The sequence below is a fragment of the Peristeroidobacter soli genome (assembly GCF_004138485.1).
Taxonomy (GTDB): Bacteria; Pseudomonadota; Gammaproteobacteria; order Steroidobacterales; family Steroidobacteraceae; genus Steroidobacter; species Steroidobacter soli.
The window spans coordinates 91,351-114,474 of the sequence record NZ_RYEV01000008.1; the positions used below are offsets into that span (position 1 = coordinate 91,351).

A 23,124-nucleotide genomic window follows, 5' to 3' on the forward strand; every position below is an offset into this window, starting at 1 on the left:
TTTGAAAGTAACGATCAGCTGGCAGCGGTGAAGTTGCCGCCGACGGCCAGCAGCAGCGACACGCGAGCGAGCGCTTGTTGATGAAGGATGTCGACAAACGTGGTGCGTGCATTCAGCACCTGGGTTTCGGTCGTCAGCACGGACAGATAATTCGCGAGCCCCGCTTCGTAGCGCTTTTGCGCCAGTCGATAAGCCTCCTCGGCGGAGGCGAGCGTGGCGCGAGCTTGCTGTAACTGCCGCGCGCTGTAGTTGACCTGACTCAATTGATCCGCGACTTGCTGGACGGCGGAGATCACCGTGCCGTTGTACGAGCTGACCGCTTCGTCCTGCATGGCGGTCGCCGCGTTGAACTGCGACTTCAGGCGATGCGACTCGAACAGTGGCAGGCTGATCGCGGGGCCGACGCCATACGTGCGGTTCTCCGCCTTGAACAGATTGTCGAGCCCGATCGCCTGGAAGCCGGCGAACGCGCTCAGATTCACATTCGGATAAAACGCCGCGCGAGCCGCAGTCCGCTCCGCCGTGGCTGATTCGACACGCGCGCGGGCCGCGAGAATGTCAGGGCGGCGGCCGAGCAGATCCGCCGGCAAATCCGTCGGAATCGAGAGCGCGGCTTCGAGATTCAGCGTGGGCTTGCCGATGCGCTCGTAAGCATCCGCGCCTTCGCCAATCAGCGCAGCCAGACGATGCACAGCGACTTCGCGCGCCGCTTCGGCCTGCAAGCGTGCAAGCTCGGCCTGCGGTACGGCCGACTCAGCTTCGCGCAGCTCGACGTTTGTATCGAGCCCGGCGTCGATGCGCTTACGCGTGATATCGAGAATGCGCTGTCTCTGGACCAGCGACTGTTGCGCGATGTCGGCGAGCGCGATGGCGCGATTCAAATCGAGATAGGTCTGTGACAATGCCACGGTCGTCGCGAGTTGCGCGGCTGCCGAGTCGAGCCGGGCCGCTTCCACGGTCGCCTTGGCCGAATCGATCAGCGCGGCCTGCTTGCCCCAGAAATCCAGATCCCAGGACAGGTTCGCCAGCAACTGACCGGACCAATAGGTGCCACCACCGTAGGGCGGCGGGTAGATGTATTGCTCGGGCCAGCGACTGCGTGTTTCAGCGCCGTCCAACGACACACCGGGCGTACGCTGAGCTTTGGCCAGTTCGACCTGAGACTGAGCCGCGCGCAGGCGAGCCAATGTTTGCTGAAGGTTGGGGTTGCGCTCGAGCGCCGTGGTGACCAGCTGATCGAACTGCGGATCGCCGTACTGTTCCCACCAACGTTCGGCGACCACCGGCGCGGCGCTCGTGCCGAGGCCGACATTCGCATCGGCAATCGATTGGACCTGCGGCTCCGTTTTCGGCGGAGTCACGCATCCGCTCAGCGCCGTGGCAATGCCAAGCACGAGCGCGCTGGCGCGGGAAGCTACGCTGATGTTCATGTCACTTTCTCCTTGTCCGACGTCGCCGCGGAGTAGGGCACCAGCTCTTCCAGCCGGCCGAGCAGCCGTCTCAACATCGATTGCAACAGCTTCACTTCTTCGCGCGTGAAGCCTTCGAGCGAGGTATTCAGCGCATCGCATGCGATGGGGATCAGAGTGTCCAGGACTTCGGCACCGGCCGGGGTGAGCGAGAGCTCGACGACCCGCCGGTCGCCGGCGCTACGCCGCCGCTCGATGAGCTTGCGCGACTCCAGCTGATCGACCAGGCGGGTCATTGCACCACTGTCGTGATGGAGGTCGCGGCACATGTCGGCGGTCGTGACCGCCAGGCCGTCGCGCAGATACATGAGCACCACCCACTGTTGCAGGGTGAAGTTCTGCCGCTCGAACAGACCCTCGATCCGTTCCTGCATCAGGCGCTGCGAGCGCTTGACGAGATAGCCGATGCTGTCGCGCAGGTGAAACGATTCGGGTTTGTAGTGGGCCTTGGCCATTGATTGCCTCGGCAATGACTGCCTAGGCAGGCATTATAGGAGGGGACTGCCGACCCACAAGGCCGGAATTTCGCGCTTTCAGGAACTAGTCAGCGGAATCCTGGGCACGAAATGGCGCAGTTGCTGGTACGCCCGTGCTCATTGGTGGCTGCCCCAGCCAGCGCGCCGGTAACGACAGGGCGCTGACCAGTGACATAAGCAGGGCGGCGGCGTGGGGGATTGCCTGAATCAGCAATACCGCGACCCACAGCGACACGTCCGGTGCCTTCAACTCTTCCGGAATACCCACGACCAGGCCGGGAGCAATCGTGTATTGACCGCTCAGGCCCACGGCCGCGAGTACCAGGACCAGCAGCCAGGCCGTTTCGGCGCGCGCGGCGGCAAAGCCTTCCATGAGTGCGTGAGGTTGTTTGTCTTTGGGTGTGCGGTAGAAAGGTTCCCGACGGGTCAGCAAGCCTTTGACGACAGCGACACTGACGACATGCGACAAAGCCAGCCCGGCCAGCGCCGCGGCCAGCGTCTGACGAATGTTTGCACCGACTCGCGATGAATAGAGGTGCGCGAGCTTGGCCAGCTTGAATGCGAACAGCGCCAGCGGCAGCACTGAAAACATCATCAGCGGCGGATCGAAGCGGTGCGGAGCGAAGATCATCGCCGTCGACCAGGCCACGGCGAACACGTTGAAGATCAGATTCAGTCCGTCCATCAACCACGGCAGCCAGCCCGCGATGAAGTGATAGCGCTGACCTTTGGTGAGTCGCCGGTCGGAGCTCAGCAGCACATCCGCATGCGCGCGCAGAATCTGGACCGCGCCGTAAGCCCAGCGGAAGCGTTGTTTCTTATAGTCGGTGAAGTTCTCGGGCATGAGCCCCCGCCCATACGTTACGGGCAGGTACTGCGCTTCATGACCGTGCTCGAACAGACGCAATCCCAGCTCGGCATCTTCGGTGATGCACCACTCGGCCCAGCCGTTGACGCTCTTCAGCGCCGAATGCCGGACCAAGGTCATCGTGCCGTGTTGAATGATGGCGTTGCGCTCGTTACGCACCACCATGCCGATATGAAAGAAGCCGCGATACTCGGCGTAGCACATCGCCTTGAACGCGCTTTCTGCAGCGTCCCGATAGTCCTGCGGTGATTGCACGATGGCGAGCTTCTCGTCCGCGAATGCCGGCACGAGCGCGCGCAGCCAATGCGGTTCGACTTTGTAGTCGCTATCGATCACGGCGATGACGCGGGCAGCGGCCGCGGTTCGTTCGAGCGCGAAGTTCAGCGCGCCTGCCTTGAAGCCCTTGAGTGGCGCTACGTGATAGAACTTGAAGCGCTCGCCGAGCTGCCGGCAATGCCGTTCCACCGGCTGCCACACGGCGGCGTCGGGCGTGTTGTTGTCGACGACGATGACTTCGAAGTCGGGGTAGTCGAGCCGTGCCAGCGCATCGAGCGTTTCGATCAGCATTTCCGGCGGCTCGTTATAAGCCGGCACATGGATCGACACCTTCGGCAACACATGCGTGCCGAGCGCGGCTGGATCGAACGGCCGTTTGCGTGATTTGCCCCAGCGCGCCTCGGCCCATTCCAAGGCTTCGGTGAGCAAGACTGCGATCACCCCGAGCATGCCCAGAATCAGCAAGGTCCCGATCAGGACGCTGGCGACGGTGAGATAGCGGCGCGAGTAGTCATAAATGATCCAGACCATCGTCGTCGCCACGCCGTACACGACGACGGCCAACAAGCTGCGGCCCCGCGTGCCGAGCGCGAGGCTGTGCACGTAGAGCATGCCGAGGATGAGCGTAGAAATCGCAACCGAGACCATGGCGAGCGTTTGCCACTGTGGAACGCGGACGATGGGCTCGACGAAGGCAAACTTCGGCTGACGACGCACGTCGTAGATGCCCCAGTACGCGCCGACGCCACCTTCGTAACGCGTCTTCCAGGGCTGATCGAACGCTTCCATCAAGTAATAGATGTAGCCTTCGTGCCGGGCGCGTTCGAGAAAGCGGCGTAGAAACATTGCCTCATTGCTGGTCGAGGCCACCGCGCCTTCGCGCGTGCGGCCGTCCGAAGGCCAGCCGACTTCAGCGATCACCAGCGGTTTGCCCGGATACGCGCGGCTCAACTGCTCCATGTTCGAAACCAGATAGTCGATGGCCCTATCGACCGGAATGCCTTCCCAATAAGGCAGCAGATGCACGGCCAGGTAGTCGACGTGCTCGACCAGCTCGGGATGTTTTATCCAGACGTGCCACGGTTCCGCGGTGCTGACCGGTTGCTTGACCGCTTGGCGCACGCGATCGAGTTGCTCGGCCAATTGCGCGACGGTGAGATCGCCACGCAGGATGGCTTCGTTGCCGATGATCACGCGGATCACATTCGGATGCCGGTTGGCCAGCTCGATGGCCGCAGCCACCTCTTCATCGTTGGTGGCGAGATTGCGGTCCAGCCAGGCGCCGAGCGTCACCTTCAAATCGTAACGGGCCGCGAGCTCGGGAATCTCGCCCAGACTCTTCAGCGTGGAATACGAACGAACAGCGGTAACCTTGCCCGCCAACAATCGCAGGTCGCTGTCGATCTGTTGCCGGCTCGGCAGCACGCGCACGACCGGATCCTGGCCGGCCTGGAACGGCGAGAACGCCATGCCCTGCACGCGCGCCGGCCAGGGCGGCTCGGCGGTCGGCCGGTTCACATAGGCCCACAGGCCAAAGGTGAGGGCCGCGAACACGGCCGCAACCAGAAAAGCCGACCACTTCATTGTGACTCGATTGCGGGCGTGGGGGCGAATAGCGTGGTTGAGGGCAACGTTCAGGCAATGAACCTGCGACATGTTAACTTAGCCGGCGCGACGCTCGGGCCGAAGTCGGCCCGCTCGCATCCGAAGGAGTCTTCAGGCTATGCAATGGCACATTGATAAGTGGTTCTTTTCACGACAGTTTTCCATGCGTCGCTGGCTGGGCGCCGCGCTCGGTCTGAGCTTGCTGGCGGCCTCGGCCACGGCCTCCGCGCAACAGGCGACCAATGACTACTCGAGCTGGGAGTTCACCCCGTTCTACGGCTACATGGGCGGCGGGTCGTTCGAGGATTCGACCACCGGCCTCGATCGCGATCTCGATGAGGACAACAGCTTCGGTCTGATCATCAATGCCGCCGCGGATGAATGGCGGCACTACGAGCTGATCTACGCCAAGCAGGGCACCACCATCGAAGGCACCGTGCCGATGGATCTCGACGTGGAATATCTGCAGATCGGCGGCACGGTCAGCTACCAGGATGCCGTGCATGTCGTCCCTTACTTCGGCATGACGGTGGGCGCGGCGCGCTTGAGCCCGAGCGGTGCCGGCATGAGTGATGAAACCCGGTTCGCGTTCTCGGCGGGCGGCGGATTCAAGGTCCCCGTGAGCAAGCATTTCGCCGTGCGCTTCGATGCTCGCGCGTTCCTCACGTTGCTCGATACCAGCGGCAGCATTTTCTGCGCCTCCGATAACGGCGCCGGCACTTGCGCGATTCGCGCCAAGTCCGACACGTTCATTCAGTACCAGGCGGCGCTCGGCGTTACCTACGGCTTCTGATCGCGAGGCCGAGCCGCGCTCGCGATGCTTCAGGTCGAGAACATCAGCAAGTCCTTCGGAGGAACGCCGCCGCGACGAGTGCTCGGCGGCGTTTCGTTACAGCTGATGCCGGGCGAGTACGTCGCCGTCATGGGTGAGTCGGGCACGGGCAAATCCACACTGCTCAATCTGATCGCCGGGCTGGATACGCCCGACGCCGGGCGCATTGCGCTAGACGGCCAGGACATCGGCGCGCTCGATGACGATGCACGCACGCGCTTGCGTCGGGCTCGCATGGGCTTCGTGTTTCAGGCATTTCATTTGTTGCCGCACTTGAGTGTGGAGCGCAACGTCGCGTTGCCGTTGGCGCTCAATGGCCAGCAGGGACGTGGAGCTACCGATCGCGTGCGCGAGTTGTTGGACGCTGTCGGTATGTTGGAACGTGCGAACGCCTCGCCGTCGCAGCTTTCTGGCGGTGAGATGCAGCGGGTCGCTGTCGCTCGCGCGCTGGCGCATCGGCCGGCGCTGGTGCTGGCGGATGAGCCCACGGGCAACCTCGATGCGGAGTCTGCCGCTGAAGTGCTCGAGCTGCTGGCCGCGCAACTCAAACGTGACAACGCGGCCGGCATTCTGGTCACACATTCCGAGCTGGCGGCGGCGACCACCGACCGCGTCTTGCAACTTTCCCGGCAAGGATTGGCGCCGCGCGCCGCAGCTTCTTCACTGCAGTTGTGATTGCGCCGCTGCTCATCGAGGCGGCGATCACCGGGCCCATGCGGCGCTCACCTGGGCGCACCTTGCTGGCCGTGCTTGCCATCGCGCTCGGCGTTGCGCTTGGGCTCGCCATCTATCTGATCAATCGCTCTGCCGCCGATGAGATTTCATTGGCGGCGCGCAGCTTGTATGGGCTCGCGGATCTTGCTGTCGAGGGCGCAGCGGCGGGGTTCGATGAGAATTTGTATCCGCGCGTGGCTCGGGTTCCAGGCGTCGCGGTGGCGAGCCCGGTCGTGGAGGTCGAGGCCAGGATCGTGGGCGTTCGTCAGCCGCTGACTTTGTTGGGTGTGGATGGCTTTCGCTCGCGATTGTTACAGCCGGCGTTCGTTGCCACGGTGGCCGATTCCGAGGATGACCGGTCTGGTGGCGGCGATGACGAGGATCTGGATCAGTCCGATGATCGTTCGATCCTGTTGAGCGCCAGCGCGGCCCGCGAGTTGCAACTGGGGCGCGGCGATTCCATCGAGTTCCAGGTCGGCGTGAAGCGCGAGCGTTTGCGTGTGTCCGGCGTGTTGCCGCCCGCAGCGTTGCAGGACTTCGGCGGCGTTGTGGATATCGCGACGGCTCAGTGGGTGTTTGAACGGCTGGGCAAGTTGTCGCGGATCAATCTTCGGCTGGCGACGGGCTCGAGTCCGGAGCAAGTGAAGTCGGTGCTCACGGAACTGCTGCCTCCTACCGTTCGTGTCACGACGCCGGGGCAGGCAACCGACGACGCCCTGCGGTTGTCGCGAGCGTATCGCTCCAATCTCACGGCGCTTGCGTTGGTGGCGTTATTCACGGGCGGTTTCTTTGTTTACTCGACGCAATCGCTGGCCGCGTTGCGCCGTCGTCGCGAGTTCGCGGTCATGCATGCGATCGGCGTCACTCGTCGCGAGCAATTGCTGTTGATGCTTTCGGGCAGCGTGATCGTTGGCGTGCTCGGTGCGGCGCTTGGCATCGTGCTCGGCGTGATGATCGCGCGGATCGGGTTGAGCGCGCTCGGTGCGGATCTGGGCGCTGGATATTTTCGCGGGCTTGCGCCGGGATTGAATGTTCACATTCTGGAAGTCGCGGTGTTCTCGTTGCTTGGCATCGGCGTGGCGGTTGCCGGCGCGTTGCGGCCGGCGCTCGACGCGGCTCGCGTTCCAACCGCCAGCGCATTGAAGGCCGGCGACATCACCAGCGGTGAAATCCGGTCGCATCGCTGGACAGTGCTGACGCTGATTGTGCTGGCGGCCATCACAGTGAGTCTGCCACCTATCGGTGGGCTGCCATTGCCAGGGTTCGTCGCTATCGCGCTGTTTCTCATCAGCTGTGTGGTGGCGATGCCTTCGGTCGTGCGCCTCGTGCTTCGTCATGCGCCACGCTGGCGTCGTCTGCCGTACGAGATCGCCATCGCGCAGATCGCGGGCACGGCGCGATACGCGACGCTGAGTGTTTCCTCCATCATCGTCAGTTTCAGCTTGATGGCGTCGATGGCCATCATGGTCACGTCGTTCCGCGAGTCGCTCGATCAGTGGACGCAGAAAGTGTTGCCGGCGGATTTATATGTACGCGTCGGTTATGTGGGGCAGTCGTCGTATCTGGATGAGCCGCTGGCCCAGGCGATGGCGCATGTGCCCGGCGTCGAGCACGTGGAGTACAACCGCCTTGCCCGGGTGCAGCTGTCCGCCGATCGGCCGGCGCTGACGTTGATTGCGCGTTCCATGAATCGCGATCATCCGGATAAGACGTTGTGGATGATGAGCACGGCGAGCAATGACATTCCGAGCGGTGCCGTGCCGGTGTGGGTGAGTGAGGCGGCGTCGGACCTGTACGCGATCAAGTCCGGTGATGAGATCAAGTTCGATCTTGCGGGTAAGACGGTTGAGGCGTCGGTGCGCGGCGTGTGGCGCGACTATGAACATCAGAACGGCGCTATCGTCATGGCGCGCGATGATTACGTGGCCTTCACCGGCGACCGCGCGGTCAATACGGTTTGGTTCTGGCTCGGTCACGGCGCGGACATCAGCAAGGTCGGCACTGCGATTCGAGATTTGCTGCCGCCGGGTACCGATCACGACATGCGGACGCCGGGCGAGGTGCGCAAGCTGTCGCTTGCAGCGTTCGATCGAACGTTTGCCATTACGTATCTGCTGGAACTGGTGGCGGTGACGATCGGTTTGTTCGGCATCGCCGCCGGCATCAGCGCTCAAGTGCTGGCCCGGCGCAGCGAGTTTGGCGCGCTCAGACACCTCGGTTTCACGCGCGGGCAGGTGGCGACGATGCTGGCGATCGAAGGGTCCGTGCTCGGGGCGCTGGGCGTGATCGTCGGGTTGATCGCGGGCACGGTCATCAGTTTGATTCTGATCTATGTCGTGAACCGGCAGTCGTTTCACTGGAGCATGGATTTGAGCGCGCCGGTGGCGTTGCTCACCGGCTTGAGCGTGGCGTTGATCGCAGCCGCTGCGTTGATCGCGGTGGTGAGCGGCCGCCAGGCCATGGGCGGCGAGGTCGTGCGCGCGGTCAGGGAGGATTGGTGATGCGAATCGCCGCGCACGTCTTCACGACGCTGGTGGTTGCGCTCCTCGTGACCGCCGGCGTTCGCGCCGACGTGGTCTATCCAACCGTCACGCCAGGCTATCAGCTCTCGTTCCCTCTCGACGAAGGCAGTCATCCCCAGTTCAAGACCGAGTGGTGGTATGTCACTGGCTGGCTCGAGGCCGCGGGTGGCGCGCCCGTTGGATTCCAACTGACGTTCTTCCGCTCTCGCACCGGCATCGACGACGACAATCCCTCGCGCTTCGCTCTGCGTCAGGTCTTGTTCGGTCACCTTGCCATCAGCGATCCAAAGCGCGGCACTCTGTTACATCACGAGAAGTCCGCGCGCCCTGGCTTCGGTCTCGCCGATGCCGCGGAAGGATCGCTCGATGTTTATATCGACGACTGGCAACTGCGCCGGGACGGCGACACCTACATCGCGGTCGCCAAAGCCGATGACTTGCAGATCGACCTGAAGCTGCAACCGCAAGCGCCGCCCTTGCTTCAAGGCGATCGCGGCTTCAGCCAGAAAGGTCCGAGCCCGAGCTCGGCCAGCTATTACTACAGCCTGCCGCAACTCGCCGTCACCGGACGCATGGCCGTCGCTGGTAAAGATCAAGCCGTGCGCGGCGTCGCCTGGTTCGATCACGAGTGGTCCGGCGCCATCGTCGATGAGCGCGCGCAGGGGTGGGATTGGGTCGGTCTCAATCTCGACGACGGGGGCGCGTTGATGATGTTCCAGATGCGAGACGCTCAGGGCGGTGCGCTGTGGGCTGCGGCCAAGTGGCGTGCTGCCGGCGCCAGCGAAGGTGTTTCCTATCAACCCGAAGCCGTGACGTGGAAGTCAGTGCGCGACTGGCGCTCGCCCCGCACGGGTGTCCGGTATCCGGTCGAGTGGCAGGTCAAGGTCGGCGACAGAGTCATTACCTTGCAGCCACTGATCGACGATCAGGAGAACGACGCCAGCGGCAGCACCGGCACGATCTATTGGGAAGGCGCCGTTCGCGCGTTCGAGGGCGACCGGCCCATCGGTCGCGGCTATCTGGAAATGACCGGTTATGCAAAGAGGATGCGGCTGTAGTCGGTCGCGCTTGATCTGGATCAAAAGGTGAGCCGCGCCGCTCATCAATACTCATCTCCGTCATCAAAGTGCATACGGAGCCCCAATGAGTTTTCACAAACCCCTTGCCCTGGTCGGCGTGGCGATCCTCGCCTCGGCCCCGTTCCTCGCTCAGGCCAGCCCGCTCCACAAAGCGACCAATGCCTGCGTCTCGGCGTTCGTCGACACGTATCTGTCTCAGGCCAGGAAAGTTCGCGTCCGCGTGGTCGATGGCGCGGCCAGCCCGCTCGACTACTTCCCGAAGCAATTCACGATCGCGCTGAGCGCCTACACGCGCAGCGGCAAGGAAGTGGCCACGGCTCGCTGTGTGGCGAGCAACAAAGGTCAGGTGCTGGTGCTCGACAATCCTCCGGTGGAGGAATATCTGGCGACCGCGGATTTCGTGGTTGGATTGAAGCGCTGAGCCGATCGTTACTCGAGCAGAGCGCGGCGGGCGACGATGACGCCGTCTTCGTCGGCGTACAGCCAATCGCCGGGCCGGAAGGCGACGCCGCCGAAGCGGACGACGATATCGCGTTGACCTTCGCCGCGCTTGTCGGTCTTCATGGGATGCGTGCCCAGGGCTTTGACGCCGATGGGCATGTCGGCGAGCGCCGCGGAGTCGCGGACGCAGCCGTAGACGACGATGCCGGCCCAGCCGTTGTCGACCGCCTTCTGGGCGAGCATGTCGCCGACGACGGCGCGACGCATCGAACCGCCCGCGTCGATGACCAGCACGCGGCCGTTGCCGGCTTCAGCGGTCAGCTCGCGGACCAATGAATTGTCTTCGAAGCATTTGATGGTGGCGATCTGGCCGCCGAACTGCACCTGGCCGCCGAAGTCGCCGAACAGCGGCTCGCAGATGTCCAACTCGTCGCTGAATTGATCGCAAAGATCGGCAGTTCTGATATCCACGGCCCGGCCTCGTCAAGGAAAGAGACGGAGCAGTTTGCCGCAGATCCTGTGACAGACGCGAGAGGGCGCGCGGAAACGCCGCGCCCGCCGGTGCGTGAGACCGGCCGTTATTTCTTCTTGCCCAGCAGGCGCGACAGCAGCGAGCCGTTCGTCGGCAGCTTGCGAACGCCGCTCTCCGACAGCTCGACTTCGCGCGCCTCGTCCATCAACTCCTCGGTCAGGCTCCTCTTGAGCTGCTTGTGCTTGCCGGTGTTACCGGCGCGCGTGGGCTCCGAGCGCTTGGTGGCGGGGACGGCGGACTTGGCGGCAACCCGGCTGTCCAGTGCTTTGTGAACGCCGGTGGAGTTCAGTTTGAACGAGCCCGTGGCATTGGGCTTGAAGGCGCCGGTGGCGTTGGGCTTGAACGCGCCGGTTGCGCCGGGCTTGAATGTGCCCGTGGCGGAGTTCAGCGAGCCCGTGGCGTTCGGGCGGAACGCGCCGGTGGCATTGGGACGGAACGCACCGGTCGCCGACGGATCGACTTCCATGGTGACGGTCGGCACGACCGGCGAGCGATTGGCGCGGGCGTTGTTGAGCTCGACCACATTGTTCTTCGGCTCTTCCGGTTCGGCGCGACGCGGCTGTGGAGCATCTTTGAAGCGCAACTGCTCGGCGACGCTGATACGCAGCACCGACGGCGCGGGGAAGAAGGTCTTGAGATAGCCGGAGACGGCTTCAGCCGACACGGCTTCCTTGAAGAAACCGAGGCGCAGCGAGTGCACGATCTTGCCGCTGCCGGCCGTGGCGACGGAATACAGCCGATACGCTTCGAAGATGTCGAGATGCGGCAGGATGTCCAGATTCACCGGCTGCTCGGATGCGGCCAGCTGAATCGCAAACCACTTCTCCTGAGCGGCATCGCTCATCTCTTCGTTGGTCAGCGCGCGAATGGTCTGCGTGCTGTCCAGATTCGGATGCACGTTCGACGCGTCGCGAACCGGCGCGGGCGGCACTTGCTTCGGAGCGGGCGTCGCCTTGTTGACCACTGGAGGAGCGGCGGGCTTCGCGGGCGGTTCGCTCTTCTTCGCAACGGGCGGTGGCGATGCAGGCTTCGCGGCAGCGGGAGCCGGCTTCGGCGCAGGCGCGGCGGGTTTAGCGGCCGCTGCTTTGTTCGTCACAGCGGGCGCCGGAGCGGGAGCGGCGGCCTTGGCCGGCGGCTCGTCGTAGAGGTCGAGCTCGAACGCGTCGACTTCTTCGATGTTGAGGCCCTTGCCGACGTGATACGGCTCGTTCGATGCGCTCGACTTCTGAGCGGTGGCCGGCGTCGGTTCAGGATCGGAGAAGGTCAGCGCAGGCACGCGCACGCTCGATGCTGTGTCCAGCTTCGGCGGGACGCTGGCAGGCGCGGGCGGAGTTGCAGGCTTGCGCGCGACGGGGGCAGGCGCGGCCGACGGAGGTGTCGGCGTGGTCTTGATCTTCAGCTTACTGGTGTCGAGCGCGGCGAATTTGCCGCTCAACAAACCGACAGCGAGCGGCTCTTTCGATGGTGCCGGTGTCGGGGCAGCAGGCGCGGGATCATCGTTCCAGCTCATCTCATCGAGGCCAATGGCTTCGGTGAGCGCTTTGATCTTCGGCAACGAAGCGGACGTGACCGCGGCCTTGGTCTCTTCGTCCGGCTCCCAAGTCATTTCGACGACTTCGTCGCTCGGCGCTTTGACGGCGGGCTTGGCGGGCTGAGCGGGTTTCGCCGCCGCAGCGGGTTTTGCAGCGGCCTGCGCCGCTACAGGCGGCGCGACGACAGGAGCGGGCGCAGCTTTCTGAGCGGGGGCTGCAGCGACAAGAGCGGGCGCAGCTTTCTGAGCAGGGGCTGAAGCGACAGGAGCGGGCGCAGCTTTCTGGGTAGGGGCTGCAGCGACAGGAGCGGGCGCGACCTTCGGAGCAGGAGCCGCAGCGACAGGAGCTTTCGGAGCCGGAGCTGCGGCAACGGGAGCCGGCGGCGTGTTGACCACAGCAACAGTTGGACGCGGCGCGAGCGCAGGTGTCGAAGCCGCAGCGGGCAAATAGCCGCGAGCGAAGCGACGATCTTCATCGCTCAGGCTGGTGGTGAATGCGGTTGGATACTGCTGACGAACGACAGTGAGCACTCGTTCGGCATGCGCTTCGTTGGTGAAGAAGCCGAGTCGCAAGCGATGCCGCGTGCGTCCATCCTCGACGCGCGCGACCTGATAAAGCTTGTAGTTCTCGAGACCGGGAATGTTTCGTCCCGTCGTCGACACTGGCGCGATCGACGCGCACAGGTTGATGACGAACAGCTGCGTGCCGCTCCCTGAGCTCTGGGAGACGAGCGGCGGCTGTGAGCTTTCCGGCTCTACATAGACCTTGCTGGTATTGTCGTCCACGTTTCTTCCCCAACCCGTTGCGCCGCTGATCACCGCTGCCCGCGGTGGACGCGCTTTCAGCTGAACGGAACATCATTTCGGCGGGGGAGTGAGCGCGCACATGCGCATCGCGCTCGTTCACGGCAGTTTCGCTGTTATCTTTTGTGGCGAAACCGTTGCCGCATTATGTCGCGGCCCCGTGGCAACCCCGCTGTCTTAGGAAATGAATCCGTTAGACCGGAAGCTTTGCGTCCTCGCCTTTCGGCGAGTTTGCCCAGTAAATCTAGCAATCGTCTTGGAACGATTCGATCATCGGCACGCGCAGGGCATAAGTCAAGCTGTACGGTCGCTTTCAGCAGACGAGGGGGATTGGCGACAAGTGACTTGCTGGCAGCGCCTTGGGGTTATGTCTCATTTGGCGTTTTTTCAAGGTCCAAATCAGACCGCCATGCGCGTCCAGGCTTCCTTGCTGGCACTCGCCGGCTCGCCCGCCATGATGCGAGGCGCGAGCTGAGAAACGATATGGACCTGTGCCGCGTCGGACAGACCGAGCGCGCGCAATGCGCCTTCCAATCCTTCGATCAACTGCCGACGTTCGCTTTCCGTCGGGCAACTGTCACGTGCCAGCGCGGCGAGCTCGTCGCCCACGCTTTCCAGGGTTTCCGCGATCGATGGCGCAAACTCACTCAAGTCGCCACGCAGCCGCGCGGCGAAGCGAAACGAGTTGTATGCGCACACGTACGCGCGATGTCTGAGCTTCAAGTTCTTCAACATTCCCACCGCATCGGTCTCCCGCACGAAGCCACGCGGGCGAAAGTGTGAAGGGCGACACGAATCCGACGGTGTGCGCTGGATCGCAAAACCGGGTCGCATTCCTGCGTTGTATTTACGCCGCATTACGGATCAAGCACGTACGCCCAAAGTATTTTCTGCTGCGAAAATTTCATGCGCGCGCCGTTGACAATGAGCCACAGCCGTGATGCTGGGCGGGTGGCGAAAAAATCGCCACGAGGGAAACAGGAGCGGGCGCGCGGCCGCGCTACTTACGCGCGGCCAACGTTGCGATCCGTGGGTGAATGGAAATATTCGCTTTCTTCGGCGAACTGGCGCATCAGCTTGCGCAGCTCCTCGATGCGGCCCTCGGCGGTGCTGATCGGCTGACATTCTTCGCACTCGGGATCCGAACAGGGTTGTCGCGAGTACAACCAGTACTGGACGGCGCCCGCCAGCAGACCGTCGGCAATGTCCCAGATGTCGGCCTTGTCATCCGTATCGGCGATCCGGTTGCCCAGATCGACGGCCTTGCCGAAGGCTTCGCTGAAGGGGTTGTCGGTTTCCTGCATGGGGGGCGTCACTCGGGCGGGAACCGCCCGTTGCTCTCATTGAAGATGGCCCCATTGTAACGGCGTTGTGCCCCCTGACGAAGACTGTCACCGCCTTGAACAACGCGAAGACGGCTGGTCTACTGTCATAAAGCACCCAGGCACCCACCCGCCCGTCGCAAGCGGGCGAATTCATTAGAGGTTTCACATGGCCGAAGAACGCAATCAAGACCCGCAGATGGACGCCGAAGGGCTCTACCAGGAGGAAAATTTCACCGATCGGCGGGTCGGTGCGATCCGGCGCCTGTCCCCGGTGCGCGCCGATGGCTCGGCCGATCCGGGCCGGCCGGTGCTGTACCTCGGCCAGGCCGAGATCATGACCAACATGGGCCCGGTGCCCATCAGCTTCGAGATCGAGGGCCAGACGCTGGCGGACGCCGTGGTCGGCTTCGCGCCGGCCGCCCAGGCCGCCATCGAACGCACCGTCCAGCAGATCCAGGAGATGCGCCGTCAACAGGCCTCCCAGCTGGTGGTTCCGCAGGGTCCGATGCCCGGCATCACCGGCGGCCGCGGTGGCGGCAAGATCCAGATGCCTTGATGGCCGGTGCGATGATGGGGCCGGCGCCCCATCATCGTGCGTGAGGCCCGTCCGCCGGGCCTCGCATTGGTGCGTCCCGTCTCGAATCACTCACGATTCACGCATAACCAGCACTTTCCGCCGCTGGCACGCTTTTCGCTCTTTCGCCTGACACACAGCTCGAGCCCGTGGCACTGCTGCCGCCGGCTACAACAGAGGTCTGGATGTCGGTGACTCCGTACGATGAGATGCATGCCAGCGACGGCGACGTGCGCGAGCACTACAAGACCTTCGCGTCCTGGCTCGCCCGCACGCCCAGCGAGCGCGTTGCTCACAAACGCGCCGAGGCCGATACGTTGTTTCATCGGGTCGGCATCACGTTCACCGTGTATGGCGAGGATTCGGGCACCGAGCGGCTGATTCCCTTCGACATCGTCCCTCGCATCATCCCGGCCAACGAATGGAAGCATCTCGCCGCCGGCTTGAAACAGCGGGTGCGTGCGCTGAACGCGTTCACCAACGATATCTACCACTCGCAGGACATCCTGCAGGCCGGTCGCATTCCCGCCGAACAGGTGCTGTGTAACGGCCAGTACCGGCCGGAGATGCAAGGCATCGACGTGCCGGGCTCGATCTACGCGCACATCGCGGGCATCGATGTCGTGCGCGCCGGGGCGGGCGAGTTCTACGTTCTCGAAGACAACCTGCGCGTGCCATCGGGCGTGTCATACATGCTCGAAGACCGGCGCATGATGATGCGGTTGTTTCCCGAGCTGTTCGCGCTGCATTCGGTGGCCCCGGTCGAGCACTATCCCGATCTGTTGCTCGAGAACCTGCGCAGCGTCGCGCCGTCGGGGGTGAACGATCCGACGGTCGTGCTGTTGACGCCGGGTGCCTATAACAGCGCGTACTTCGAGCATGCGTTCCTGGCGCAGCAGATGGGCATCGAGCTGGTCGAGGGACAGGATCTGTTCGTCGACGACGAGTTCCTCTACATGCGCACCACTCGCGGCCCGCAACGGGTCGACGTGATCTATCGCCGCATCGACGATGACTTTCTGGATCCATTGGTGTTCCGGCCGGATTCGATGCTGGGCATTCCGGGATTGCTGGCGGCGTATCGCGCGGGGCGAGTGACGATTGCGAATGCCATTGGCACGGGCGTGGCGGACGACAAGTCCATCTACCCCTACGTGCCGGAGATGATCCGCTTCTATCTCGGCGAAGAGCCGTTGCTGTCGAACGTGCCGACGTATGTTCTACGTCGCAAAGAGGATCTGGAGTACACGCTGGCGCATCTGCCGGAGCTGGTCGTCAAGGAGGTTCATGGCGCCGGCGGGTATGGCATGTTGATCGGACCGGCGGCGAGCAAGGATGAACTGGCGGCATTTCGCCAGCGGATCCTGCGCTCGCCGGAGAAGTACATCGCCCAACCGACGCTGGCGCTGTCGGCCTGCCCGACGTTCGTCGACGCGGGCATCGCGCCGAGACACATCGATTTGAGACCGTTCGTTCTGTCGGGCCGGGAAGTGACGCTGGTGCCCGGCGGGCTGACCCGAGTGGCGCTGAGAGAAGGCTCGCTGGTGGTGAATTCGTCGCAGGGCGGCGGGACGAAGGATACGTGGGTGCTGGAGCGATGAACGACCTGCGCATCACGCCGCCACGGATTTTTATTTTTCCCTTCGGGAAAAATGGGCCTGTCCGGATAGAAGTGGTGGGCTGCGGGCCAAACGGCCCCGCCTGGAGGGGCGCGGTATCTTGCGGGCCAAGTGGGCTGCCGGGTGGGTCGCGTGTCGCCCTTGGCCGGAGCAATAAAATGTCCCATCTGCTCATGCCGGGCATTTGCCCCGAAGGGGCAAATAAAAAAACTCTCTCTTGGCGAGGAAGCTCGCAGGGCGTACGAGCATGCTGAGCCGCACCGCCGACCACCTCTACTGGATGGCGCGCTACACCGAGCGCGCTGAAAACCTCGCCCGCATGCTCGACGTCAACTCGCGCATGTCGCTGCTTCCTCAAGGCGCCGAAATCGTCGAGCAAGGCTGGATTGCGACGCTCACCATCATCGGCCTGATGGACGCCTTCCGTCAGCGCTATGACGCCGTGACTTCGTCGAACGTCATCGCCTTCATGGCCTTCGATCGCGACAACCCGATAAGCATCTACAGCTGCCTGCGCGCCGCGCGTGAGAACGCGCGTGCAGTCCGCGGCACGCTCACGTCGGAAATCTGGGAAACATTGAACGCGACCTGGCTGGAAATGCGCGTCGCCAGCCTGCGTTCTTCCACCGAAGCGGAAGTCGGCAACTTCTTCGAGTGGGTGAAATATCGCTCGCACGTCGCGCGCGGCGTGGTTCAGGGCACGATGTTGCGCGATGAAGCCTGGCATTTCACCTGGCTCGGCACGTATCTGGAACGCGCCGACAGCACCGCTCGCATTCTCGACGTGAAGTACCACCTGCTGCTTCCTCGCGGCGAGCAGGCGGGCGGCGCGGCCGACTACTATCAATGGAGCGCGCTCCTGCACTCCGTCTCCGCGTTCGAAATCTATCGCCGTGTGTATCGCGACCTCATCACGCCGAGACGCGTCGCCGAGCTGCTGGTCCTGCGCGACGACATGCCACGCTCACTGCGAAGATGCATGTCTCAGGTCCACATGCATCTGCAGTCGGTGCGGAATGCGCAGTCGTCGGAAACGGAGCGGCGCGCCGGTGAGTTGCAGGCGTCGCTGCATTTCGGGCGCATCGAGAGCGTGTTCGAGGTCGGGTTGCACGAATATCTGGTGCGATTCCTCGGTCAGACACGCGATCTCGGCGACCGCGTGTCGCGCGACTTCCTGGTGTCGGCGACCGACTAGGAGACAAAGCATGCAACTGCATATCCGACACGAAACGTTCTATCGCTACGGCGAGCCGGTGAAGCGCAGCGTGCAGAACCTGCGTCTGACGCCTCGTCGCGATCCCATGCAGCGCGCGCTGAGCTGGAACATGGCCGCGCCCGGGCGCTATCGCTCGCAAGTCGATGCGTACGGGAACATCGTGCATCTGCTCACGCTGGATGAGCCGCATCGGGAGATTCGCATCGTCGTCAACGGCATCGTCGAGATCGACGATGACTCCAGCATGTCGCTGCCCGATGAGGGCAAGATTTCGCCGCTGGCCTTTCTTGCCGAGACGCCGCTGACTCGCGCGGATGAGGCCATCGCCAACTTCGCGCGTCCCCATCTGCAAGCGGGCGACAATTCGCCGGACCGGCTACTGACGCTGGCGGAAGCCGTGTGTGAAGAAGTGCGCTATGAAAAAGGCGCCACCGACGTGCACGAGTCCGCCTCGCGGGCGTTCGCGCGGGGTGCGGGTGTCTGCCAGGATCATTCGCACATCTACATAGCCTGCTGTCGCAGCGCCGGCATTCCCGCGCGCTACGTCAGCGGTTACTTTTATGCAGGCAAGGAGGGTGAGATTGCCAGCCACGCGTGGGTCGATGTGTGGGCCGGCCGTGACCAGGGCTGGAAGTCCATCGATGTAACTCATCGCACGCCCACCGACGGCCGCCATTGCCGGCTGGCGGTGGGTCGCGATTACCTCGATGCGTGCCCGGTTCGCGGTGTCCGCCGCGGCGGCGGGACGGAAGAGATGCAGGTTGCGGTCAGGATCGCGACAGCCGCGCAGCAATGATCGGTTTATAGTTCGTCTGTTGGGCAGTGGCGCCCACTAACCGCGGTTGTAGCTATGACGTATTGCGTAGGCATGCTGCTCGATGCCGGGCTGGTGTTCCTGTCCGACTCGCGCACCAACGCGGGCGTGGACCAGATCAGCACGTTCCGCAAAGTGACCATTTTCGAGCGGCCCGGCGAACGTGTCATGGTGCTGCTCACCGCCGGCAATCTGGCGATCTCGCAGGCGGTCGTGAACGTTTTGCACGAGCACGAACATGAGCCGGGCATCAAGGGCATCTGGACGTCCAAGAACCTGTTCGAGGCGGCGCTGGCGGTCGGCGAGGCGCTTCGTGAAGTTCACAAGCGCGACGCCGAGGCGCTCAAGGATCATCAGATCGAGTTCAACGCCTCGCTGATCTTCGGCGGCCAGATCGGCACCGAAGTGCCGCGGCTGTTTTGTATCTACGCGGCGGGCAATTTCATCGAAGCCACGCCGGACACGCCGTACTTTCAGATCGGCGAATCGAAATACGGCAAGCCGATTCTGGACCGGGTCATCTCCCGCAGCACCAGCCTGGCTCAGGGCGCGAAGTGCGCGCTGATCTCGATGGACTCGACCATCCGGTCGAACCTATCGGTGGGCGTGCCGCTGGATCTGCTGTCGATCAAGCGCGACGAGTTGAAGGTTCACAGTCACGTCAACATCGACGAGAACCATGCGTACTTCAGGATGATCCGCACGCGCTGGAGCGAAAGCCTGCGGCACGCATTTCACGAGATCCCGGATCCGGAGTGGATGCGGCGGAGCTGAGGTCACTCAGCCCGCGATCGGAGCCGCAGCCGCCGTGACAGGCACAGCGCCGCCACCCGCGTCACCCGCAGGAACGGCAGCCTCTCCGCCAGGAGCAGTCTCCGCGACCGGCGTCTGGCCCGGCTCCGTCGCGCCGGGAGGCTGCACGCTCAGCAGCGTGCCGTTCTCATGCATGATCGCTTCTTCGGTGCGACGGTTCATCACGATGATGCTGATGCGTCGATTCACCGGGCTGTCCGGAACCGCGCTATCCAGCAACACGCTCGACGCCAGACCCACGACACGCCCGATTTTCTCCGGCGGCAACCCACCGGCGATCAACGCGCGACGTGCCGCGTTAGCGCGGTCCGCGGACAGTTCCCAGTTCGAGTAATTCACCGCAACGTAGGGCTTGATGTCCGTGTGACCGCTGATGCTGATGCGGTTCGGCACGTTGTTGATGATGTTGGACAGCTCGTACAGGATCTTGGTGCTGTAATCCTCGAGCTTCGAGCTGCCGAGCGGGAACATCGAGCGGCGGTCGTGATCGACGATCTGGATGCGCACGCCTTCCGGGGTGATGTCCAGCAGGATCTGATCCTTGAACTTCGCCAGCGCCTCGCGCGCGTCGATCGCTTCCTTCAAGTCCTTCATGAGCGAGTCCAGGCGCTCCTTGTCGAGCTCCTCGGCGCGCTTCTCGGCCGCGTCGTCGTCGATCCGCGCTTCCGGTGCATCCGGATTGCCGCTGGTGGCGTTCAGCTCCATGCCGCCGCCCAGTTGAATCATGCTGGTGCTCGCGCCACCGGGGCCTTGAATGGACGTGGGCGAAGGCACGGTGCTCGTGCCCGCCACCGCCGACGGATTGTTGAAATATTCCGAGATCGCGCCCTTCTGCGCCTCGGTGGTCGAGCCCATCAGCCACATCAGCAGGAAGAACGCCATCATCGCGGTGGCGAAGTCGGCGAAGGCCACTTTCCAGGAGCCGCCATGATGACCATGGCCGCCCTTCTTGACCTTCTTGATGATGATCGGCGCGAGTGCCTCGCCGTCCCTACTCTTAGCCATGACTTGGATCCGCTAAGCGATCAGGCTTTTTTGCCGCGCAGCTGGGCTTCGAGATCCTTGAAGCTCGGGCGCAGTTCCGCCGGCGTCGACTTGCGACCGAATTCGATCGCAACCTGCGGCGGGTGACCCTGCAGGAATCCCATGATGCAGGTCTTGATGGTGGTATAGAAATTCGTTTCGTCGCGCGCGCGCCGTTCCATCGCGGTGCTCATCGGACCGAGCAGACCGTACGCGAGCAGAATGCCGAGGAAGGTACCGACCAGCGCCGCCGCGACCTTGATGCCGATCTCTTCCGGCGGGCCGCCGAGCGAACCCATGGTGTTCACGATACCGAGCACCGCGGCCACGATGCCGAAGCCCGGCAGCGAGTCGGAAACTTTGTTGAGCGCCTGCGCCGGCTCTTCGCCGCCGTGATGATGGGTCTCGATCTCCAGGTCCATCAGCGCTTCGAGCTGATGCTGATCCATGTCGCCGCTGATGATGAGGCGCAGGTAATCCTGAATGAATTCGATGGCGTGATGATCGGCCAGGACCAGCGGACGCTTCTTGAACAGGTCGCTCTTGGCCGGATCCTCGATGACGCGCTCCAGGCCCATCATGCCTTCCTTGCGCGCGATCGACAGCAACTCGTACATGACCGAGAACAGCGCCAGGTAATGATCCTTCTTGTACGGCGAGCCTTTCATCAGGCCGCCGATGCCGCCGGCCACCTTCTTGGTGACGCTGAACGGATTGGCAATGATCAGCGCGCCAATCGCGGCGCCGCCGATGATCAGCAGCTCGGAGGGCTGCCAGAGTGCGCCCAGCTGGCCGCCATGGATCGCAAAGCCACCCAGCACACAGCCGAACACCACCACGATGCCGAGGATCAGGTTCATTGAATTTTTCCGGAAACGATCAGCAGCGGTTCAAGGTCCGCACAGCCACTGATTCGGCATAATCGTTCCAGGCTTGAGCGGAATTCGACCCGGCGGCGCCGCGGCGGGTACCTAAGAGTTCGCCTGAGCCAGTTGTTTAGTCATCGCAATACAGGGACTTAGCGCGTCCACGAGGCTTCATGAACGAATTATTCCGGTGCTGGCGGCGGGGCTTCTGGGTGGGCATCGGCGCCTGTCTGATGGCCACTGTGAGCTGGGCACAGTCGCTGACTGTCATCGATTTGCAGCACCGGCGTGCTGAAGATCTCATTCCGGTATTGCAGCCCCTGCTGGAACAGGGCGGCGCGCTCACCGGGCAGGACTACAAGCTGTTCGTTCGCACCAGCAGCGGCAATCTCGCGCAGCTGCGTTCGGCGGTCGCGCAGTTGGATAAACAACAGCGGCAGATGCTGGTTTCCGTGCGCCGGAGCACAGCGTTGGATATTCAACAGGAACAGGCCTCGGCGTCGGGCACGCTGAGCACGCGCGATGGCGTGTCGGCCAGGGTGCGCGCCGGCGAGCGCAATCTGCAAACGAACGACGCGAGCGTGTCGAGCGTGCAGGTGCTCGAAGGGAATTCCGCCTTCATCGCCACCGGCACCACCGTGCCGATTGTGACGGCCTTCGCAGTCGGCGGCGGCAAACGGCCGTTCGTCGCGGGCACGGTCGAGCAGCGCAATCTGCAGCGCGGCTTCATGGTCACGCCGCGTATCAATGGCGATCAGGTGATATTGGAGATCTCACAGCAGGATGAGCGCGTCGGCGGCAACGGCATTCAATCGCAGTCGCTGAATACGCAAGTCGTCGGCCGGTTGGGCTCTTGGATGCAGCTCGGCGGCGTCAGCGAGACTTCCAGCAGCACCAGCAGCGGCATCCTGAGTCACAGCTACAACACCGGCGGCAGCGAGCTGTCCGTATGGGTGAAAGTCGACGCGCAGTGACCCCGATGTGAAGCGCGCACTGCGAGGGTTGGTGGCGGCCCAGTAACCTGCGCGTCATGTTTGCTCATTGGCGAGTCGTGGTGGCATTGGCTGCCGTCGGCGCGGGCGTTGCCGCGCTGGTGGAAGGCCGGGCTGTCGATCGTCCGCCGGGCGTGCTCGCACCCGACGAGCCCTGGCAGCAACTGGTGGAGCGGCCGCCGTTCGCACACGGCGATTATCAGGTGACGCCGCTGGCGGATTTCGAAGTCGACGCGCGTGTGCTGTCGGTCGAGACATACAGCATGGATGGCGGGGCTCGCCTGTCGCCCATCGACTTCGCGCTCGGCTGGGGCCCTATGTCGGACAGCGCCGTGCTCGCCCACTTCCGGATCACCCAGGGCGCGCGCTTCTTCACCATCTATCCCGACGAGCAGGCCCTCGACATCCCGACGGCCCTGCGGAGCTCGTCCAACATGCATCTGATTCCCGCGGACGACTCCATCGAAGATCGCCTGAAGGGCGTGAAGCCCGGCAACATCGTGCATCTGCGCGGCCAGCTCGTCAGCGTGGCCGGCCCGAACAATTTCACCTGGAAGAGCTCGCTCACGCGCGCCGACACCGGCAATGGCGCGTGCGAGTTGTTCTATGTGGAGTCGATCGAAAAGCGCTGAGCATCGGCGCTAAATTTAAAATTCAGGGTGGCACCTGACCTGTGGCGGCGTACAGTCCGATGCGAGGCGACGTCATTCGAGGTCAGGCGTATGGAGATGGG

21 protein-coding genes and 1 riboswitch are annotated in these 23,124 nt (G+C 63.5%); of the genes, 12 read left to right on the forward strand and 9 right to left on the reverse strand.

Annotated features, from left to right (window positions below; genetic code table 11):
• Positions 1-14: 14 nt before the first annotated feature.
• From EKO19_RS31635 to EKO19_RS31645, 3 genes are all read right to left on the reverse strand, one after another.
• Positions 15-1,430 carry an efflux transporter outer membrane subunit gene (locus tag EKO19_RS31635; RefSeq protein WP_157995534.1) on the reverse strand — a complete coding sequence of 472 codons (1,416 nt, stop codon included), beginning with the start codon at positions 1,428-1,430 and terminating at the stop codon, positions 15-17.
• On the reverse strand, positions 1,427-1,924 hold the full coding sequence (locus tag EKO19_RS31640) for a MarR family winged helix-turn-helix transcriptional regulator (RefSeq protein WP_129781425.1): 498 nt from the start codon (positions 1,922-1,924) through the stop codon (positions 1,427-1,429). Before EKO19_RS31640 ends, EKO19_RS31635 begins: the two co-directional genes overlap by 4 nt.
• Positions 1,925-2,009: 85 nt before the next feature.
• Entirely contained in the window at positions 2,010-4,673 is a 2,664-nt protein-coding gene (locus tag EKO19_RS31645) for a glycosyltransferase (protein WP_129781426.1), read from the reverse strand.
• A gap of 139 nt (positions 4,674-4,812) precedes the next feature.
• On the opposite strand from EKO19_RS31645, the gene EKO19_RS31650 reads away from it, so the two are divergent.
• From EKO19_RS31650 to EKO19_RS31670, 5 genes are all read left to right on the forward strand, one after another.
• Complete coding sequence (locus EKO19_RS31650) at positions 4,813-5,487, forward strand: outer membrane beta-barrel protein (RefSeq protein ID WP_129781427.1); 675 nt, start codon at positions 4,813-4,815, stop codon at positions 5,485-5,487.
• A 24-nt stretch (positions 5,488-5,511) separates the two neighbouring features.
• Complete coding sequence (locus EKO19_RS31655) at positions 5,512-6,201, forward strand: ABC transporter ATP-binding protein (RefSeq protein WP_129781428.1); 690 nt, start codon at positions 5,512-5,514, stop codon at positions 6,199-6,201.
• Between the two features lie 38 nt (positions 6,202-6,239).
• Positions 6,240-8,741: an FtsX-like permease family protein gene (locus EKO19_RS31660; RefSeq protein ID WP_129781429.1), complete on the forward strand. Its 2,502-nt coding sequence runs from the start codon at positions 6,240-6,242 to the stop codon at positions 8,739-8,741.
• Entirely contained in the window at positions 8,741-9,820 is a 1,080-nt protein-coding gene (locus EKO19_RS31665) for a lipocalin-like domain-containing protein (RefSeq protein WP_129781430.1), read from the forward strand. The genes EKO19_RS31660 and EKO19_RS31665 overlap by 1 nt, the downstream gene beginning before the upstream one ends.
• Before the next feature lie 85 nt (positions 9,821-9,905).
• The gene (locus tag EKO19_RS31670; RefSeq protein WP_129781431.1) at positions 9,906-10,262 is read left to right on the forward strand and encodes a hypothetical protein; all 357 of its coding nucleotides are present in this window, start codon (positions 9,906-9,908) and stop codon (positions 10,260-10,262) included.
• Between the two features lie 8 nt (positions 10,263-10,270).
• Here EKO19_RS31670 and rraA read toward each other — a convergent pair whose 3' ends face one another.
• The 4 genes from rraA to EKO19_RS31690 all read right to left on the reverse strand — a co-directional run bounded on the left by rraA (position 10,271) and on the right by EKO19_RS31690 (position 14,453).
• Positions 10,271-10,753, reverse strand: coding sequence for a ribonuclease E activity regulator RraA (rraA, locus tag EKO19_RS31675; RefSeq protein WP_129781432.1), 483 nt, complete (start codon positions 10,751-10,753; stop codon positions 10,271-10,273).
• A gap of 107 nt (positions 10,754-10,860) precedes the next feature.
• Complete coding sequence (locus tag EKO19_RS31680) at positions 10,861-13,131, reverse strand: hypothetical protein (RefSeq protein WP_129781433.1); 2,271 nt, start codon at positions 13,129-13,131, stop codon at positions 10,861-10,863.
• Between the two features lie 177 nt (positions 13,132-13,308).
• Positions 13,309-13,395: riboswitch (cyclic di-GMP riboswitch) on the reverse strand.
• Between the two features lie 153 nt (positions 13,396-13,548).
• The gene (locus EKO19_RS31685) at positions 13,549-13,908 is read right to left on the reverse strand and encodes a hypothetical protein (RefSeq protein ID WP_129781434.1); all 360 of its coding nucleotides are present in this window, start codon (positions 13,906-13,908) and stop codon (positions 13,549-13,551) included.
• 245 nt (positions 13,909-14,153) lie between these two features.
• On the reverse strand, positions 14,154-14,453 hold the full coding sequence (locus EKO19_RS31690; protein WP_129781435.1) for a hypothetical protein: 300 nt from the start codon (positions 14,451-14,453) through the stop codon (positions 14,154-14,156).
• Positions 14,454-14,640: 187 nt separating this feature from the next.
• On the opposite strand from EKO19_RS31690, the gene EKO19_RS31695 reads away from it, so the two are divergent.
• The 5 genes from EKO19_RS31695 (at position 14,641) to EKO19_RS31715 (ending at position 19,471) form a co-directional block, all read left to right on the forward strand.
• Positions 14,641-15,030, forward strand: a complete 390-nt coding sequence (locus EKO19_RS31695; RefSeq protein ID WP_129781436.1) for a hypothetical protein — start codon at positions 14,641-14,643, stop codon at positions 15,028-15,030.
• Between the two features lie 203 nt (positions 15,031-15,233).
• Positions 15,234-16,649, forward strand: coding sequence for a circularly permuted type 2 ATP-grasp protein (locus tag EKO19_RS31700; RefSeq protein WP_129781437.1), 1,416 nt, complete (start codon positions 15,234-15,236; stop codon positions 16,647-16,649).
• 265 nt (positions 16,650-16,914) lie between these two features.
• Positions 16,915-17,862, forward strand: coding sequence for an alpha-E domain-containing protein (locus tag EKO19_RS31705; protein WP_129781438.1), 948 nt, complete (start codon positions 16,915-16,917; stop codon positions 17,860-17,862).
• Between the two features lie 10 nt (positions 17,863-17,872).
• On the forward strand, positions 17,873-18,679 hold the full coding sequence (locus EKO19_RS31710; RefSeq protein ID WP_129781439.1) for a transglutaminase family protein: 807 nt from the start codon (positions 17,873-17,875) through the stop codon (positions 18,677-18,679).
• Positions 18,680-18,733: 54 nt separating this feature from the next.
• Positions 18,734-19,471, forward strand: a complete 738-nt coding sequence (locus tag EKO19_RS31715; protein WP_129781440.1) for a proteasome-type protease — start codon at positions 18,734-18,736, stop codon at positions 19,469-19,471.
• Between the two features lie 6 nt (positions 19,472-19,477).
• On the opposite strand, the gene motB is transcribed toward EKO19_RS31715, so the two are convergent.
• Together motB and motA are read right to left on the reverse strand one after the other, a co-directional pair.
• Complete coding sequence (gene motB / locus EKO19_RS31720) at positions 19,478-20,515, reverse strand: flagellar motor protein MotB (RefSeq protein ID WP_129781441.1); 1,038 nt, start codon at positions 20,513-20,515, stop codon at positions 19,478-19,480.
• A gap of 20 nt (positions 20,516-20,535) precedes the next feature.
• Entirely contained in the window at positions 20,536-21,393 is an 858-nt protein-coding gene (gene motA / locus EKO19_RS31725; RefSeq protein ID WP_129781442.1) for a flagellar motor stator protein MotA, read from the reverse strand.
• Positions 21,394-21,572: 179 nt separating this feature from the next.
• Between motA and EKO19_RS31730 the strand changes: the two genes are divergently transcribed.
• Positions 21,573-22,373, forward strand: a complete 801-nt coding sequence (locus EKO19_RS31730) for a secretin N-terminal domain-containing protein (protein WP_129781443.1) — start codon at positions 21,573-21,575, stop codon at positions 22,371-22,373.
• 56 nt (positions 22,374-22,429) lie between these two features.
• The gene (locus EKO19_RS31735) at positions 22,430-23,023 is read left to right on the forward strand and encodes a hypothetical protein (protein WP_129781444.1); all 594 of its coding nucleotides are present in this window, start codon (positions 22,430-22,432) and stop codon (positions 23,021-23,023) included.
• Positions 23,024-23,124 lie beyond the last annotated feature (101 nt).

What these genes read in the sequence shown, in the direction of transcription:
- EKO19_RS31635 (WP_157995534.1), bottom strand. Translation starts at nt 1,430, where the DNA reads ATGAACATCAGCGTAGCTTCCCGCGCCAGCGCGCTCGTGCTTGGCATT.
- EKO19_RS31640 (WP_129781425.1), bottom strand. Translation starts at nt 1,924, where the DNA reads ATGGCCAAGGCCCACTACAAACCCGAATCGTTTCACCTGCGCGACAGC.
- EKO19_RS31645 (WP_129781426.1), bottom strand. Translation starts at nt 4,673, where the DNA reads ATGAAGTGGTCGGCTTTTCTGGTTGCGGCCGTGTTCGCGGCCCTCACC.
- EKO19_RS31650 (WP_129781427.1), top strand. Translation starts at nt 4,813, where the DNA reads ATGCAATGGCACATTGATAAGTGGTTCTTTTCACGACAGTTTTCCATG.
- EKO19_RS31655 (WP_129781428.1), top strand. Translation starts at nt 5,512, where the DNA reads ATGCTTCAGGTCGAGAACATCAGCAAGTCCTTCGGAGGAACGCCGCCG.
- EKO19_RS31660 (WP_129781429.1), top strand. Translation starts at nt 6,240, where the DNA reads ATGCGGCGCTCACCTGGGCGCACCTTGCTGGCCGTGCTTGCCATCGCG.
- EKO19_RS31665 (WP_129781430.1), top strand. Translation starts at nt 8,741, where the DNA reads ATGCGAATCGCCGCGCACGTCTTCACGACGCTGGTGGTTGCGCTCCTC.
- EKO19_RS31670 (WP_129781431.1), top strand. Translation starts at nt 9,906, where the DNA reads ATGAGTTTTCACAAACCCCTTGCCCTGGTCGGCGTGGCGATCCTCGCC.
- EKO19_RS31690 (WP_129781435.1), bottom strand. Translation starts at nt 14,453, where the DNA reads ATGCAGGAAACCGACAACCCCTTCAGCGAAGCCTTCGGCAAGGCCGTC.
- EKO19_RS31695 (WP_129781436.1), top strand. Translation starts at nt 14,641, where the DNA reads ATGGCCGAAGAACGCAATCAAGACCCGCAGATGGACGCCGAAGGGCTC.
- EKO19_RS31700 (WP_129781437.1), top strand. Translation starts at nt 15,234, where the DNA reads ATGTCGGTGACTCCGTACGATGAGATGCATGCCAGCGACGGCGACGTG.
- EKO19_RS31705 (WP_129781438.1), top strand. Translation starts at nt 16,915, where the DNA reads ATGCTGAGCCGCACCGCCGACCACCTCTACTGGATGGCGCGCTACACC.
- EKO19_RS31710 (WP_129781439.1), top strand. Translation starts at nt 17,873, where the DNA reads ATGCAACTGCATATCCGACACGAAACGTTCTATCGCTACGGCGAGCCG.
- EKO19_RS31715 (WP_129781440.1), top strand. Translation starts at nt 18,734, where the DNA reads ATGACGTATTGCGTAGGCATGCTGCTCGATGCCGGGCTGGTGTTCCTG.
- motB (WP_129781441.1), bottom strand. Translation starts at nt 20,515, where the DNA reads ATGGCTAAGAGTAGGGACGGCGAGGCACTCGCGCCGATCATCATCAAG.
- motA (WP_129781442.1), bottom strand. Translation starts at nt 21,393, where the DNA reads ATGAACCTGATCCTCGGCATCGTGGTGGTGTTCGGCTGTGTGCTGGGT.
- EKO19_RS31730 (WP_129781443.1), top strand. Translation starts at nt 21,573, where the DNA reads ATGAACGAATTATTCCGGTGCTGGCGGCGGGGCTTCTGGGTGGGCATC.
- EKO19_RS31735 (WP_129781444.1), top strand. Translation starts at nt 22,430, where the DNA reads ATGTTTGCTCATTGGCGAGTCGTGGTGGCATTGGCTGCCGTCGGCGCG.